The 15,742-nt window shown below is 69.0% G+C and carries 14 protein-coding genes and 1 pseudogene; 13 read left to right on the forward strand and 2 right to left on the reverse strand.

Annotation, left to right across the window (positions count from 1 at the left end; genetic code table 11):
• The 3 genes and pseudogenes from LQV45_RS07130 to LQV45_RS07140 form a co-directional block, all read left to right on the forward strand.
• Positions 1-353, forward strand: a pseudogene (locus LQV45_RS07130) (cell division protein); the annotation flags it as partial.
• Between the two features lie 72 nt (positions 354-425).
• On the forward strand, positions 426-956 hold the full coding sequence (gene lspA / locus LQV45_RS07135; protein ID WP_230006398.1) for a signal peptidase II: 531 nt from the start codon (positions 426-428) through the stop codon (positions 954-956).
• Position 957: 1 nt separating this feature from the next.
• Complete coding sequence (locus LQV45_RS07140; protein ID WP_230006399.1) at positions 958-1,881, forward strand: RluA family pseudouridine synthase; 924 nt, start codon at positions 958-960, stop codon at positions 1,879-1,881.
• Positions 1,882-1,899: 18 nt separating this feature from the next.
• Here the strand turns inward: LQV45_RS07140 and LQV45_RS07145 are convergent, their stop codons facing one another.
• Positions 1,900-2,373 (reverse strand): NUDIX domain-containing protein, encoded by a 474-nt coding sequence (locus LQV45_RS07145; RefSeq protein ID WP_230006400.1) that lies wholly within the window; start codon positions 2,371-2,373, stop codon positions 1,900-1,902.
• A gap of 99 nt (positions 2,374-2,472) precedes the next feature.
• Between LQV45_RS07145 and dnaE the strand changes: the two genes are divergently transcribed.
• The 5 genes from dnaE (at position 2,473) to LQV45_RS07170 (ending at position 10,159) form a co-directional block, all read left to right on the forward strand.
• Positions 2,473-5,937 (forward strand): DNA polymerase III subunit alpha, encoded by a 3,465-nt coding sequence (gene dnaE, locus LQV45_RS07150; RefSeq protein ID WP_230006409.1) that lies wholly within the window; start codon positions 2,473-2,475, stop codon positions 5,935-5,937.
• A 96-nt stretch (positions 5,938-6,033) separates the two neighbouring features.
• Positions 6,034-7,332 carry a hypothetical protein gene (locus tag LQV45_RS07155; protein WP_230006401.1) on the forward strand — a complete coding sequence of 433 codons (1,299 nt, stop codon included), beginning with the start codon at positions 6,034-6,036 and terminating at the stop codon, positions 7,330-7,332.
• Between the two features lie 63 nt (positions 7,333-7,395).
• A complete protein-coding gene (locus LQV45_RS07160) occupies positions 7,396-8,619 on the forward strand; it encodes a histidinol dehydrogenase (protein ID WP_230006402.1) in 1,224 nt (407 codons plus the stop codon).
• A 12-nt stretch (positions 8,620-8,631) separates the two neighbouring features.
• The gene (nrdR, locus tag LQV45_RS07165) at positions 8,632-9,123 is read left to right on the forward strand and encodes a transcriptional regulator NrdR (protein WP_230006403.1); all 492 of its coding nucleotides are present in this window, start codon (positions 8,632-8,634) and stop codon (positions 9,121-9,123) included.
• Between the two features lie 10 nt (positions 9,124-9,133).
• Positions 9,134-10,159, forward strand: a complete 1,026-nt coding sequence (locus LQV45_RS07170) for a quinone-dependent dihydroorotate dehydrogenase (RefSeq protein WP_230006404.1) — start codon at positions 9,134-9,136, stop codon at positions 10,157-10,159.
• 48 nt (positions 10,160-10,207) lie between these two features.
• On the opposite strand, the gene LQV45_RS07175 is transcribed toward LQV45_RS07170, so the two are convergent.
• The gene (locus LQV45_RS07175; RefSeq protein WP_230006405.1) at positions 10,208-10,780 is read right to left on the reverse strand and encodes a DUF3043 domain-containing protein; all 573 of its coding nucleotides are present in this window, start codon (positions 10,778-10,780) and stop codon (positions 10,208-10,210) included.
• Positions 10,781-10,826: 46 nt separating this feature from the next.
• On the opposite strand from LQV45_RS07175, the gene LQV45_RS07180 reads away from it, so the two are divergent.
• The 5 genes from LQV45_RS07180 to LQV45_RS07200 all read left to right on the forward strand — a co-directional run.
• Positions 10,827-12,221 (forward strand): dipeptidase, encoded by a 1,395-nt coding sequence (locus LQV45_RS07180; RefSeq protein WP_230006406.1) that lies wholly within the window; start codon positions 10,827-10,829, stop codon positions 12,219-12,221.
• Between the two features lie 72 nt (positions 12,222-12,293).
• Positions 12,294-12,659 (forward strand): iron-sulfur cluster insertion protein ErpA, encoded by a 366-nt coding sequence (gene erpA / locus LQV45_RS07185; RefSeq protein WP_138172530.1) that lies wholly within the window; start codon positions 12,294-12,296, stop codon positions 12,657-12,659.
• Between the two features lie 167 nt (positions 12,660-12,826).
• The gene (coxB, locus tag LQV45_RS07190) at positions 12,827-13,708 is read left to right on the forward strand and encodes a cytochrome c oxidase subunit II (RefSeq protein ID WP_230006407.1); all 882 of its coding nucleotides are present in this window, start codon (positions 12,827-12,829) and stop codon (positions 13,706-13,708) included.
• A gap of 2 nt (positions 13,709-13,710) precedes the next feature.
• A complete protein-coding gene (gene ctaD, locus LQV45_RS07195; RefSeq protein WP_138172528.1) occupies positions 13,711-15,474 on the forward strand; it encodes a cytochrome c oxidase subunit I in 1,764 nt (587 codons plus the stop codon).
• A 3-nt stretch (positions 15,475-15,477) separates the two neighbouring features.
• Positions 15,478-15,742: cytochrome c oxidase subunit 4 (locus LQV45_RS07200; protein ID WP_230006408.1), on the forward strand; the 265-nt coding region annotated here is incomplete at its 3' end.

The raw sequence follows: 15,742 nt of genomic DNA on the forward strand, positions 1-15,742 counted from the left end.
CCGCGGTCGAGTCCGACGCCGCCCCCGCCGCGCAGAGCGCCGGCATCATCGAGCTGGCCCAGCGCCTGCACGACGAGCACGTCGCCGAGGGCAAGGCCCAGCGCGACCAGCTCGTCTCCGAGGCTCAGGCCCAGGCCGCGTCGATCGTGGCCGAGGCCGAGAAGCAGGGCCGTGAAGAGCGTGCCCGTCTCGAGAAGGAGCGCACCACGCTCGAGGGTCGCATCACCGAGCTGCGCAACTTCGAGCGCGACTACCGCTCGCAGCTGCGTTCCTACATCGAGGGTCAGCTCCGCGACCTCGACACCGCCGGTTCGTCGTCGGGCTCGACGCCCGTCTCGGCGATCGGTCTGTAGGCCGACTCTTTGCGCAGTCGATCTCCTCTGCGTTCGGCGGCGGCCGGCGCCCTTGTCGCGATTCTCGCGGCGATGGTGCTGGCCGCCGACCAGTTGGCGAAGACGGTCGCCATCGAGAACCTTCCGCCCGAGCGCGTCGTCCCCGTCATCGGCGAGGCCCTGCAGTTCTATCTCGTGCGCAATCCGGGCGCGGCGTTCTCGCTCGGTGAGGGCGTCACGTGGATCTTCACGATCGCGCTGGCGGTCGTCGCCGGCATCATCGTGTTCCTCGCCGCCACCCGGGTGCGCTCGCGTCTGTGGGCCGTCGTGCTGGGGCTGCTCCTCGGCGGCGTGCTCGGCAACCTCACCGATCGCCTTCTGCGCGCCCCCGGCTTCCCGGTCGGGCACGTCGTCGATTTCATCTCGACGCCGTGGATGATGCCCGCGATCTACAACGTCGCCGACATCTTCATCGTCTCGATGATGATCTCGGTGGCTCTCCTCGTCCTCTTCGGTCTGCGGCTGGACGGCACGCGCGAGACGCGCGCCTCGCGTGAGGCGTCCGCGGCCGAACCTGCGGCCGAGGGCGCGGTCGAGGCCCCCGGCGAGCAGGGTGCCCGCTGACATGGACTCCCGGAGTCTCCCCGTCCCCGACGGGCTCGACGGGGCGCGCGTCGATCAGGCGTTGGCCAAGCTGCTCGGTTTCTCGCGGACATTCGCCGCCGACGTCGCCGACGCCGGCGGCGTGACCGTCGACGGGCGCACCGTCGGCCGTTCGGATCGCCTGCGGGCCGACACGTGGTTGAGCGTCGAGTGGGAGCCCAAGCGCGATCCCGAGATCGTGCCGGTGGCCGTGCCCGATCTCGGCATCGTGTGGGACGACGACGACATCGTCGTGGTCGACAAGCCGTCCGGCGTCGCCGCCCACCCCTCCGTGGGGTGGGAGGGGCCGACCGTCCTCGGGGCCCTCGCCGCCGCCGGCTTCCGCATCGCCACCAGCGGTGCGGCCGAACGGCGCGGCGTCGTCCACCGCCTCGACGTGGGCACGAGCGGTCTCATGGTCGTGGCCAAGACCGAGCGGGCCTACACGGTGCTCAAGGCGGCGTTCAAGGACCGCACGGTCGACAAGATCTACCACGCCGTCGTGCAGGGACACCCCGACCCGCTCGCCGGCACGATCGACGCGCCGATCGGGCGGCATCCGCACCACTCGTGGAAGTTCGCGGTCACGCCCGACGGCAAGGACTCGGTCACCCACTACGAGACCCTCGAGGCCTTCCCCCGGGCGTCGCTCCTGGAGATCCACCTCGAGACCGGCCGGACGCACCAGATCCGCGTGCACATGGCCGCGCACCGGCACCCGTGCGCCGGCGACCCGCTCTACGGCGCGGACCCCACCCTTTCGGCGCGTCTCGGACTCACGCGGCAGTGGCTGCACGCGCACCGGCTCGCCTTCGCGCACCCGGCGACGGGGGAGTGGGCGAGCTTCGATTCGCCGTACCCGGCCGACCTGCAACACGCGCTCGACGTCCTGCGCGACGGCGTCTGACGCCCCCGGGGCGTCGGATCAGCGGCCGCCCTCGAACCGCGTCGGTCCCGCGGTGAGGGCTGCCCGCACGCGCGCCGCCATATCGGCATCCAGGATCTCCTCGAGGGTGGAGACCGGATGCCATCCGACCTCGGTCATCTCGCCGTCGACCGGCTCGGGCTCGCCTTCGATCCACGTGCACGAGAACGTGAGGTCGAGGTAGTCGCTCTGGTCGCCGTTGGCGTAGGTGACACGGGGGATCTGGTGCACCCAGGCGAGGCGGTCGACGCGGATGCGCACCCCCGCCTCCTCCTCGGCCTCGCGTGCGGAGGCATCCGCGGGTTCTTCGCCCGGGTCCACGATGCCGGTGATCGGCGTCAGGCGGCCGTCATCGCTGCGGCGGCCGAGCAGCAGATCGTCGCCGCGCAGGATCACGGCGGTCACGCCGACGAGCGGCAGGGGGCGGGTGCCGACGTGGCGGCGCAGATCCAGGATGAAGTCGGGAGTGGGCACGCGCCCACGCTAACCCGGGCCGATGTCTGAGGGGGAACGTACACTCGACGAGTGGCAGCAGACTCCTTCGTTCACCTTCACGTGCACAGCGAGTACTCGATGCTCGACGGGGCCGCGCGCATCGGGCCGATGGTTCAAGAGGCCGTCAAGCTGGGCATGCCCGCGATCGCGGTGACCGACCACGGCAACACGTTCGCCGCGTACGAGTTCTACAAGACGGCGAAAGACGCCGGGATCAAGCCGATCATCGGCATCGAGGCCTACGTCACGCCCGGAACCCACCGGTCCGACAAGTCGCGCGTGCGCTGGGGCACCCCCGAGCAGCAGAGCGACGACGTCTCGGGTTCGGGCGCGTACACGCACATGACGTTGCTGTCCGAGACGACCGAGGGCATGCACAACCTCTTCCGGCTGTCGTCCCGGGCGAGCATGGAGGGCTACTACTTCAAGCCGCGCATGGACCGAGAGATCCTGCAGACCTACAGCAAGGGCCTCATCGCGACCACCGGGTGCCCGTCGGGCGAGGTGCAGACGCGCCTGCGGCTGGGGCAGTACGACGCGGCGCGCGCGGCGGCCGCCGAGTTCCAGGACATCTTCGGCAGAGAGAACTACTTCGCCGAGATCATGGACCCCGGTCTGTCGATCGAACGGCGCGTCATGGGCGATCTGCTGAAGATCTCGAAGGATCTCGGCATCCCGCTCCTCGGCACGAACGACCTGCACTACACCCACCAGCACGACGCGACGAGCCACGCGGCGCTGCTCTGCGTGCAGTCCGGGTCGACGCTCGACGACCCCAAGCGCTTCAAGTTCGACGGCGACGGCTACTACGTCAAGTCGGCCGCCGAGATGCGACAGGTCTTCCGCGACAACCCCGAGGCGTGCGACAACACCCTCCTCATCGCCGAGCGCTGCGATGTGGAGTTCAACACCTCGGCCAACTACATGCCGCGCTTCCCGGTGCCCGACGGCGAGACCGAAGACAGCTGGATGATCAAAGAGGTCGAGAAAGGCCTCGGCGACCGCTACCCCGACGGCATCCCGGATGCCGTGCGGAAGCAGGCCGAGTACGAGACCGGCGTCATCCTGCAGATGGGGTTCCCGGGCTACTTCCTCGTCGTCGCCGACTTCATCAACTGGGCCAAGGACCACGGCATCCGGGTCGGTCCCGGCCGTGGTTCGGGTGCCGGATCCATGGTCGCGTACGCCATGAAGATCACCGACCTCGACCCGCTCCAGCACGGCCTGATCTTCGAGCGCTTCCTCAACCCCGACCGCGTCTCGATGCCCGACTTCGACGTCGACTTCGACGACCGTCGCCGTGGCGAAGTGATCCAGTACGTCACCGAGAAGTACGGCGACGAGCGCGTGGCGCAGATCGTGACGTACGGCACGATCAAGGCCAAGCAGGCCCTGAAGGACGCCGGGCGCGTGCTCGGCTTCCCGTTCAGCATGGGCGACAAGCTCACCAAGGCCATGCCCCCCGCGGTTATGGGCAAGGACATGCCGCTCGACGGCATGTTCAACCCCGAGCACCCCCGCTACAAAGAGGCGAGCGAGTTCCGCACGCTCATCGAGACGGATGCCGAGGCCAAGACGGTCTTCGACACCGCCCTCGGGCTCGAGAACCTGAAGCGCCAGTGGGGCGTGCACGCGGCCGGCGTCATCATGTCGAGCGAGCCGTTGATCGACATCATCCCGATCATGCGCCGGGAGCAGGACGGCCAGATCGTCACGCAGTTCGACTACCCCGCGTGCGAGTCGCTCGGCCTGATCAAGATGGACTTCCTGGGGTTGCGCAACCTCACGATCATCAACGACGCGCTCGACAACATCGAGGCCAACCGCGGCCATCCGCTCGTGCTGGAAGACCTCGCGCTCGACGACGCGGCATCGTACGAGCTGCTCGCCCGCGGCGACACCCTCGGGGTGTTCCAGCTCGACGGCGGGCCGATGCGCTCGCTGCTGCGGCTCATGCGCCCCGACAACTTCGAGGACATCTCGGCCGTCCTCGCGCTCTACCGCCCGGGCCCCATGGGCGTGAACTCGCACATCAACTACGCGCTGCGCAAGAACAAGCAGCAAGAGATCGAGCCGATCCACCCCGAGCTCGAAGAGCCGCTGGCCGACATCCTCGACACCACCTACGGCCTGATCGTGTATCAGGAGCAGGTGATGGCCGTGGCGCAGCGCGTCGCGGGGTACACGCTCGGTCAGGCCGACCTGCTGCGTCGCGCGATGGGCAAGAAGAAGAAGAGCGAGCTCGACAAGCAGAAAGAGATCTTCTTCGGCGGCATGACCGAGCGCGGCTTCGGCGACGTCGCGCAGCAGACGCTCTGGAAGGTGCTCGAGTCCTTCGCCGACTACGCCTTCAACAAGGCGCACACCGCCGCGTACGGGCTCGTGTCGTACTGGACCGCCTACCTCAAGGCGCACTATCCCGCCGAGTACATGGCGGCGCTCCTGACGAGCGTCGGCGACTCGAAGGACAAGATGGCGGTCTACCTCAACGAATGCCGTCGCATGGGCATCAAGGTGCTGCCGCCCGACGTCAACGAGTCGATCCGCTACTTCGCCGCCGTCGGCGAAGACATCCGTTTCGGCCTCGGTGCCGTGCGCAACGTGGGTACCAACGTGGTCGACGGGATCGTCGCGGCGCGCCAGCAGGCGAAGTACACGTCCTTCCACGACTTCCTGTCGAAGGTTCCGCTGCACGTCGCGAACAAGCGCACGGTCGAGTCGCTCATCAAGGCCGGGGCCTTCGACTCGCTGGGGTCGACGCGGCGCGCGCTCGTGGAGATCCACGAGGACGCCTGCGAGGGCGCGGTGCTCGACAAGCGCCGCGAGGCCAACGGCGAGGTCGGCTTCGACTTCGACTCGCTGTGGGACGAGCCGCAGCAGGTGGTCAAGGTACCCGAGCGCCCCGAGTGGACGAAGAAGGACAAACTGGCGTTCGAGCGCGAGATGCTCGGTCTCTACGTCTCCGACCATCCCCTCGCCGGACTCGAGGTGCCGCTGGCGAAGCACGCGTCCACGTCGATCCACGATCTGCTGGCTTCCGACGATGTCCAGGACGGCGACCAGGTCACGGTCGCGGGACTCCTCACGAGCGTGCAGCACCGCGTCGCGAAGCAGAGCGGCAACCCGTACGGCATGGTCACCGTCGAGGACTTCAACGGCGAGGTGACCGTGATGTTCATGGGCAAGACCTACGCCGAGTTCGCCCCGGTCCTCCAGGGCGACGCGATCCTCGTCGTCCGCGGACGCGTCTCGCGCCGCGACGACGGGCTCAATCTGCACGCGCAGTCGGCCTTCGCCCCCGACCTCGAGGGTTTCGACGCGATGAGCGGCCTGACGCTCGTCGTACCCGAGCAGCGGGCCAACGAGACGCTGGTGGGGGAGCTCGCGCAGATGCTGCAGCGGCACGCCGGTGACACGGAGGTGACTCTCAAGCTGCACAAAGGTGGGACCGCCAAGGTCTTCGAGGTGCCGATGCCGGTGCGCGTGACAGCCGATCTCTTCGGCGAGCTCAAGGGACTGCTCGGGCCCAACTGCCTGGGCTGAGATGCGCGACGCGTTGTCGACGCCGGGTTTCCCGGGGCGGCGCGGCCACTCTCACACTGACGACGGGCGCTCCGGTGCCCGAGGGAAAGGACCATCGTGACCGATCGCTACGACCACCCGCACGCCGAGCCCGTAGGCGCGCCCGGGGACGACGACTCCCTGCGGCAGTCGGCGGGGTACGCGCCCTCCGACCACCCGGACGCCCCGCGTGACGAGCGCGCGACCGGTGCCGCCACCGAAGAAGCCGCGGGGCACGGCTCCGCCGTCGACCGCCCGGACGGCCCGAACGCCGGGGCCGACGCCGATGACACCGGCGCGGACGATCACGCCACGGCGCGGGCCCAGGTCGGCGCGCGCTCGCACGTGAACGCGCGCCGTGCCACGCACACCGAGCTGCCGGACGCCGACGCGCACGGCGTCCCGGCTGGCGATGCGCCGCAGTACGGCGTCGGGCCGTTCTCGGTGCGCGAGGTCGCACTGCTCGGCCTGTGGGCCGTCACGTTCCTCGTGTCGTTCTTCCCGACCAACAACCTCCCCGCCAACGTCCGCGTCCTCGGTGGCGGCTCCAACGTGTGGCTCTCCGGGCTGTGGTGGATCCCCACGGTCGCCCTTCCGACCCTCGCCGTCGGGCTCCTCGTCCTCCGACGCCTCTCCCCGCAGGGGATCCGCCGGGTCGGATCGCTCGGCATCGACCAGTTCGCCTCGGTGGCGTTCTCGGTCGCGGCGCTCGTGTGGACCTCGTGGGTCTGGGACACCGTTTCGGTGGCGATCGAGACGGGTCTGTGGACGCGGACGTGGGTCGTCTGGGTCGGCGCGGTCTTCACCCTGGCGGGCGTCGTCCTCACGGTCTTCGCCCCCGTCATCCCGCCCTTCGAGCAGGACTTCCAGGAGCGGCCCGAGACCCCCGCGCACCGCAACGCACGCCCCGTGCGCGCGGTCGCCCCGCGTCCTCCGCGTCCGCGGCCGGTGCGCACTGCACCGGCTCCCGCCGCCGACGAGTCCGAGAACCCCGACACGTCCGACGCTCCCGCCCCCGGCAGCTACACCGGGTCGACGGAGTTCCCGCACTCCGCCGAGTCCGCGCCGGCGACCTCGGTGCTGCCCACCCACGACGACACCCACGACACCGACGTGATCTCCGCGGGCGCCGCTCCGGTCCACGAGGAGCGCACCGCCGAACACCAGAGCGCCCCGCGACATCCGCATCCTCAGGCGTTCTGGGCGCTCTCGCCCGATGAGCGCGAGATCGTCGACGATTACGGCCTCCCGATCTTCCGCATCGGCCCCACCGCGTGGGCGCTCGTGATCGAGGACCGCGGCGAGACCTTCGTCATCCGGCACGACGACGGTCGCATCGGGTATCTGCATGACGTGACGGGCGTGACGCGCGGCTGAGCAGTGAGGGGGAAGCGCCTGACGGCGGGCGGGCGGTTCCCCCTCGACCGGTAGCCTGGAGGAATGCTCCGCACCATCGATCTGCGCGGCCGCGTGCTCTCGCCCGCCGAGGTCCTCGCCGCCGTTCCCCGCGCCGATGCCGCCCGTGACGAAGCGCTCGCGACCGCGGCCCGCATCGTCGACGACGTCGCGCAGCGGGGCGAGGAAGCGTTGCGCGAGCAGGCAGCGACGTTCGACCGCGTCAGCGACCACGCGATCGCCGTCCCCGCGGCGCACCTGGACGAGGCTCTCGCGGGCCTCGAACCCGGTATCCGGGCCGCGCTCGACGAGGCCATTCGCCGTGTCCGGACGGCGTCCGCCGCGCAGGTCCCCGCTCCGTCCGTCACCGAGCTGGGCCCCGGAGCGCGCGTCACGCAGCGGTGGCAGCCGGTCCGCCGGGTCGGCCTCTACGTCCCCGGCGGCAAGGCCGTGTACCCCTCGAGCGTCGTGATGAACGTCGTCCCCGCCCAGGTCGCGGGAGTCCGTGAGGTCGCGCTCGCCTCACCGCCGCAGGCCGAGTTCGGCGGACGCGTGCACCCGGTGATCCTGGCCGCCGCACGGCTGCTCGGCGTCACCGAGGTCTATGCCATGGGCGGCGCGGGAGCGATCGGCGCCTTCGCGCACGGCGTCTCCTCGCTCGGCCTGGACCCGGTCGACGTCGTGACCGGTCCGGGCAACAACTTCGTCGCCTCCGCGAAGCGCGCCGTGGCCGGCCGCGTGGGCATCGACTCCGAGGCCGGAGCCACCGAGATCCTCATCGTCGCCGATGCCACCGCCGATGCGGCTCTGGCGGATGCCGTGCGCGCGGCGCTCGAACCCCGTGTGACCTCCACCCGCCACTCCGAGCGCGTCCGCGCGGCGTTCGACGGACCGCAGTCCGCGATCGTCCTCGTTGACGACATCGCGCAGGCGACGGCGTTCAGCAACGCCTACGCACCGGAGCACCTCGAACTGCACCTGTCCGATCCCCGGCCGGAGGACTACGTCAACGCCGGTGCGGTGTTCGTCGGTCCCTACACGCCGGTGAGCCTCGGCGACTACCTCGCCGGCAGCAACCACGTCCTGCCCACCGGGGGTCAAGCCCGTTACGGGGCCGGGCTGTCGGCGGCGACGTTCCTGCGGCCCCAACAGGTCGTCGAGTACGACCGGGCCGCGCTGTCGGCGGTGCACGAGGCCATCGTCACCCTCGCCCAGGCCGAGGCGCTGCCCGCGCACGGCGAGGCCGTCACGGCGCGATTCACCGACTGATCGGGGTCCCTCATGCACTGCCCGTTCTGCCGAAACCCGGACTCTCGCGTCATCGACTCCCGCACGAGCGACGACGGGCTCAGCATCCGTCGCCGTCGCCAGTGTCCGAAGTGCGGCGGGCGTTTCTCGACGGTCGAGACCGCGAGCCTCAACGTCATCAAGCGCTCGGGTGTGGTCGAACCGTTCAGCCGCGAAAAGGTGATGTCGGGTGTACGGAAGGCGTGTCAGGGCCGACCGGTGACGGATGCCGATCTCGCGATGCTCGCGCAGCAGGTCGAGGAGGCGATCCGTCAGACCGGGTCCTCGCAGATCGAGGCGAACGAGATCGGATTGTCGATCCTCGGTCCTCTCCGGGAACTCGACGAGGTCGCTTACTTGCGGTTCGCGAGCGTCTACCAGGCCTTCGAATCGCTCGACGACTTCGACGCCGCGATCGCCCAGTTGCGCGCGGACCACGCCGCGCGAGCGACCGCCGCGCCGGAGCCGGCCGACGACGTCCAGTAGCCTGGCGGGGATGTATCCCCTTCTCTTCCGCTCGGTTCTGAGCCGCCTCGATCCTGAGTTCGCCCATCACCTGGGTGCCGCGGTGATCCGCGTCGCGGGCGTCGTGCCCGTGGCATCCGCGGTCCGCCGGCTCACCGCCCCGGCGCCGTCGTTGCGGGCGCGCGCCCTGGGGCTGACGTTCGATTCGCCGTTCGGCGTCGCCGCGGGCTTCGACAAGAACGTCACGATGGTGCGAGGCCTGGGTGCCCTCGGGTTCGGGCACGTCGAGGTGGGGACGGTCACGGCGCTGCCGCAGCCGGGCAACCCGAAGCCGCGCCTGTTCCGTCTCGTCGCCGATCGTGCGGTGATCAACCGCATGGGCTTCAACAACGACGGCGCCGCTGTCGCCGCCCGTCGACTGCAGGCACTGCGGCGTTCGCGTCGCCGCCCCGTCGTGGGCGTGAACATCGGCAAGAGCCGGGCGGTGGCCGTCGAGGACGCCACGACCGACTACGTCCGCAGCGCCCGTCTGCTGGCGCCGCTCGCGGATTATCTCGTCGTCAACGTCTCCTCTCCCAACACCCCCGGTCTGCGGGGATTGCAGGCCGTCGAGACGCTGCGTCCGTTGCTCTCTGCGGTGCTCGAGGCCGCCGGGACGACGCCGCTGCTGGTCAAGATCGCGCCCGACCTCTCCGACGACGAGGTCGCGGACATCGCGCGGCTCGCCGTCGACTTGGGGCTTTCCGGCCTCATCGCCACGAACACCACGATCGGCCGCGAGGGGCTTCGCACCGCCGCGTCCACCGTCGAGGCTGCCGGAGCTGGCGGGCTGTCCGGGGCGCCGTTGAAAGAACGGGCGCTGGAGGTCCTCGACCTCGTGCGCGCCGCCGTGCCCCAGGATTTCGTCGTGATCTCGGCCGGGGGAGTGGAGACCGCGGACGACGTGCGGGAACGTCTCGCCCACGGGGCGACGCTCGTCCAGGGCTACACGGCGTTCCTCTACCGCGGTCCGCTGTGGGCGCGCCAGATCAACCGCGGCCTGCGCCGGGGCGCATGAGAACGGCGGCGCGTCCCGAAGGACACGCCGCCGCGAACAGGGATCGGATCAGGCGGGGTACTGGCCGCGCTTGACCTGCGCCTTGGGCAGTCGCATGAAGCGCATCTGCACGGTGCGCATCGACGCGTACCAGCCGAGGCCCTTCTCGACCCGTCCCTCGCCGAACTTCGCCTTCACGGCGCGCTTGACGCGGATCGAGGTGATGATCATGTCGCCGATGACGAAGAGGATGAAGATCCACAGCGCCACGAACGACCAGTACTGGAAGAAGCCGTTGGGCACGAGCGTGAGCACGATGACGAGGATCATGAACGGCATCACGCCCTCGCCGAGGTGCCAGCCGGCGTCGACGAAGTCACGGGCGAATCGGCGCTGGTCTCCCTTGTCGCGCACGGGCAGGTAGCGCTCGTCGCCGGCGGCCATGCCGACGCGGGCCTTCTCGCGCTGGGCGGCGAGTTCGGCGCGCGCGCGGGCCTTCGCTTCTTTGGTGTCGGGGACCAGGGGACGCTTGCGGGCGGCCTCCCGCTCGGCCCGAGACGGCGTCGCGCGCCCCTTCCCCGCAGCGGTGGACTCCGCCTCGACGGGCGTGTCGTTGGGGACGGGGGCAGGGGACTTGGCCACGGATAACCTCGAGAGCTCACTGGATCGGAGACTTAAGATTACCCGCATGACCCTCGACCTGTCCCGGCGGGATGCCGTCCGCGCTACCGCGTCCGCCGGCATCCCCTCCGCCCTCGCCGATCTCGGCGCCCTCGTGCGCATCCCGTCCGTCGCCTGGCCCGCTTTCGACCAGGCCGAAGTGCAGCGCAGCGCCGACGCCGTCGCCGATCTGATGCGCGGAACGGGCGTGTTCGAGCGCGTGGAGGTCGCGCGCGCCGCGATCCCCGGCACCGACGAACTCGGCCAGCCCGCCGTCCTGGCATCCCGCCCGGCCCGCAACGGCCGTCCGACGGTGCTGCTGTACGCCCACCACGACGTGCAGCCGCCCGGTGACGAGGACCTGTGGGAGTCGCCGCCGTTCGAGCCCACCGTCCGGGACGGTCGGCTGTACGGGCGCGGGGCCGCGGACGACAAGGCGGGCATCATGGTCCACGTGGGGGCGATCCGTGCCCTGGTCGAGACGCTCGGCGACGACCTCGACCTCGGCATCGCCGTGTTCATCGAGGGCGAAGAGGAGTACGGTTCCCGCTCGTTCGCGCAGTTCCTCGTCGACCACGCCGACGTGCTCCGTTCCGATGTCATCGTCGTGGCCGACTCGGGCAACTGGGACGAGCGCACGCCCGGGCTGACGGTGTCGCTGCGCGGCAATGCGCGGTTCACCCTCACGGTCCGCACCCTCGCCCACGCCTCGCACTCGGGAATGATGGGCGGCGCGGTTCCGGATGCCATGCTCGCCACCGTGAAGCTCCTGTCGACGCTGTGGGACGACGACGGCGCGGTCGCCGTCGAAGGTCTCGCCGTGCGCGACGCCGACACGCCGCCGTACGACGAGGAGACCCTGCGCGCCGAGTCCGGCCTGCTCGACGGGGTGTCGCCCATCGGACGCGACAGCATCCTCAGCCGCCTGTGGAACAAGCCGTCGATCACGATCACCGGGTGGGATGCCACCCCCGTCGAGTCCGCGTCGAACACCCTCGCTCCGCAGACCCGCGTCGTCCTCAGTGCCCGTGTGGCTCCCGGCCAGTCGGCGCAGGAGGCCTTCGCCGCGCTGGAGACGCACTTGCGCGCCCACGCGCCCTTCGGTGCGCAGCTGGAGTTCAGCGACGTCGACTGCGGCGACGCGTTCCTGGTGGACACCGGGGGATGGGCCGTCGAGGATGCGCGCGAGGCCTTCGCCGAGGGGTACGGCGTGGATGCCGTCGACGTCGGAATCGGCGGATCGATCCCGTTCATCGCCGACCTCGTCCGGGAGTTCCCCGGTGCGCAGATCCTCGTCACGGGTGTCGAGGATCCGCACGCCCGGGCCCACAGCCCGAACGAGTCCCTGCACCTCGAGACCTTCGGCAACGCGCTGGTCTCGGAGGCGCTGCTGCTGGAGCGTCTGAACCGCCGCACCGTCTGATCGAGGCCGCGGGGGCGAGGCGGGCGTAGAATCGACTCGTCCCCGCGACCGAACGACCCGAAGGGCCACGCCATGACCGACACGACACTGTCGTCCGACGCCGTCACCCGCGAGCACGGAGTCGCCCTCACCGACGCCGCCGCCGACAAGGTGAAGAGCCTGCTCTCGCAGGAGGGACGCGACGACCTCCGTCTGCGCGTCGCCGTGCAGCCGGGCGGATGCTCCGGACTCATCTACCAGCTCTACTTCGACGAGCGCTATCTCGACGGCGACAAGGTCGTCGATTTCGACGGCGTCGAGGTCATCATTGACGACATGAGCGTTCCGTACCTCGACGGTGCGCACATCGACTTCAAGGACACGATCTCGGAGCAGGGCTTCACGATCGACAACCCCAACGCGCAGGGCTCCTGCGCCTGCGGCGACAGCTTCCACTGACGCCGGCCACGACGCTTCGGCGCCGATTCGACGACCCCCGGAAACCACGGATCACACCGCGGAATCCGGGGGTTTTCGATGCTTCGGTGCTGGACGAATGGCCAGAGAACCGTAAGAGCTTGCTCTAGACTGTCGAGAGCAACATCCACGACCCGGAAAGGTGCACTGTGCCCTCCAAACGTCGCCTTCGCTGGGCAGCTGTCCCCGTCGGGATCGCGTCCGTCGCCCTCCTCTCCGGCTGCACCACGTCGCAGCTCCACGGATTCCTCCCGGGATTCGTCGACGACGGAACACCCGCGACGAACCACACCGACATGGTCGCCGGTCTGTGGGTCAACTCGTGGATCGTCCTGCTCGTGGTGGGTGTCCTCACGTGGGGCCTCATGCTGTGGGCGGTCATCGCCTACCGGCGTCGCAAGGGCCAGTCGGGCCTGCCGGTGCAGCTGCGCTACAACATGCCGGTCGAGATCTTCTACACGGTGGTGCCGCTGATCCTCGTGGTGGGCTTCTTCGCCTTCACCGCCCGCGACCAGAACACGCTCGAGACCCAGTACGAGAACCCCGACGTGTCGATCACTGCGTACGGCAAGCAGTGGGCCTGGGACTTCCAGTACAACGGTGAGCGCGAAGACAACTCGGACGCGGTGTACTCCATGGGCGTCCAGGCCAAGGCCACCGGCGACGGGTACGACCTCCAGGACGTGCCGACGCTGTACCTGCCGGTCAACAAGACCGTCCAGATCGAGCTGCGTTCGCGCGACGTGATCCACTCGTTCTGGATCATCGACTTCCTCTACAAGAAGGACATGTACCTCGGCAAGGAGAACTACTGGTCGTTCACCCCGACCCGTGAGGGCACCTACGAGGGCAAGTGCGCCGAGCTGTGCGGTGAATACCACTCCGCCATGCTGTTCAACGTGAAGGTCGTCAGCGAGGGCGAGTACGAGGCCTACCTCGACTCCCTGCGCTCGGCCGGCGACGTCGGCGACATCAGTGATCTGTCCCGCCTGCAGAACCTCAGCACGGCCGGCACCGAAGGGAACGAGTGATCATGGCCACGACGCTTCCGCTCCAGGAGAAGGGCGCATCGCGCCCGACGACCCTCCCGCCGCGTCAAGCCGCTCTCCTCAGCAGCACCCGTGTGGAGCAGAAGGGCAACCTGGTCGTCAAGTGGATCACCTCCACCGACCACAAGACGATCGGGTACATGTACCTCATCGCCTCGGTGCTGTTCTTCATGCTCGGCGGTGTGATGGCGCTCATCATCCGCGCCGAGCTGTTCGAGCCCGGGATGCAGATCATCCCGACCAAAGAGCAGTACAACCAGCTGTTCACGATGCACGGCACGATCATGCTGCTCATGTTCGCGACGCCGCTCTTCGCCGGTTTCGCCAACGCGCTGCTGCCGCTGCAGATCGGTGCTCCCGACGTGGCGTTCCCGCGTCTGAACGCGTTCGCCTTCTGGCTGTTCCTCTTCGGCTCGACGATCGCCGTGTCCGGGTTCCTCACCCCGCAGGGCGCCGCCGGCTTCGGATGGTTCGCGTATCAGCCGCTCGCCAACGCGAGCTTCTCGCCCGGCGTCGGAGGCAACCTCTGGATGCTCGGCCTGGGCATCAGCGGATTCGGAACGATTCTCGGTGCCGTGAACTTCATCACGACTGTTCTCACGATGCGCGCGCCCGGCATGACCATGTGGCGGATGCCGATCTTCTCGTGGAACACGCTCATCACGAGCATCCTGATCCTCCTGGCCTTCCCGGTCCTGGCCGCCGCGATCTTCGCCGCCGCCGCCGACCGCGTGCTCGGCGCTCAGATCTACAACCCCGAGAACGGTGGCGTGCTGCTGTGGCAGCACCTGTTCTGGTTCTTCGGTCACCCCGAGGTGTACATCATCGCGCTGCCGTTCTTCGGCATCGTCTCCGAGATCTTCCCGGTGTTCAGCCGTAAGCCGATCTTCGGGTACAAGACCCTCGTCTACGCGACGATCGCCATCGCGGCGCTCTCCGTCGCGGTGTGGGCACACCACATGTACGTCACGGGCGGAGTCCTCCTGCCGTTCTTCGCTCTGATGACGATGCTCATCGCGGTTCCGACCGGCGTGAAGATCTTCAACTGGATCGGAACGCTCTGGCGAGGCTCGGTCACGTTCGAGACCCCCATGGTCTTCGCGCTCGGCTTCCTGGTGTCCTTCGTCTTCGGTGGCCTCACCGGCGTCATCCTCGCGTCGCCTCCGCTGGACTTCCACCTGTCCGACTCGTACTTCGTCGTGGCGCACTTCCACTACGTCGTCTTCGGCACCGTGGTGTTCGCGATGTTCGCGGGCTTCTACTTCTGGTGGCCGAAGTGGACCGGCAAGATGCTCAACGAGCGTCTGGGCATGGTGCACTTCTGGATGCTGTTCGTCGGATTCCACATGACCTTCCTCATCCAGCACTGGCTGGGCGTGGACGGCATGGTGCGCCGCTACGCCGACTACGCCGCGGCCGACGGCTTCACCTGGGGCAACCAGCTCTCGACCGTGGGATCGATGATCCTGGGCGCCTCGATGATCCCGTTCCTGCTGAACGTCTGGATCACGGCTCGTAAGGCACCTCGAGTGACCGTCGACGACCCGTGGGGGTACGGCGCTTCGCTCGAGTGGGCCACGTCGTGCCCGCCGCCGCGTCACAACTTCACGTCGATCCCGCGTATCCGCAGCGAGCGTCCTGCCTTCGACCTGAACCACCCCGAGGCCGGCGTGCCGGTCGGTGTGGGACCGGCCAAGGATGCGCCCGACGCGCCCGTGGTGGACGCTGCTGCCGGAGAGGTCAAGTAACCGATGCGTACCAACGTCAACCTCTGGTGGATCCTCACCGCCTTCTCGATGTTCATCGCCGCGGTCTACGTGGTGTGGAACATCATTAGCCACGGCGGGGTGGAGTGGGTCGGAACGGTCGCTCTGGTCTTCATGGGCCTGATGAGCGCGATGATCGGCTTCTACATCGGCCGCGTGCTCAAGGCGCAGCACGGTGAGCTGCCCGAGGACTCCTTGACGGCCGACATCGACGACGGCGACCCCGAGATGGGTGAGTTCAGCCCCTCTT

The organism is Microbacterium sp. Bi128, from assembly GCF_918698205.1.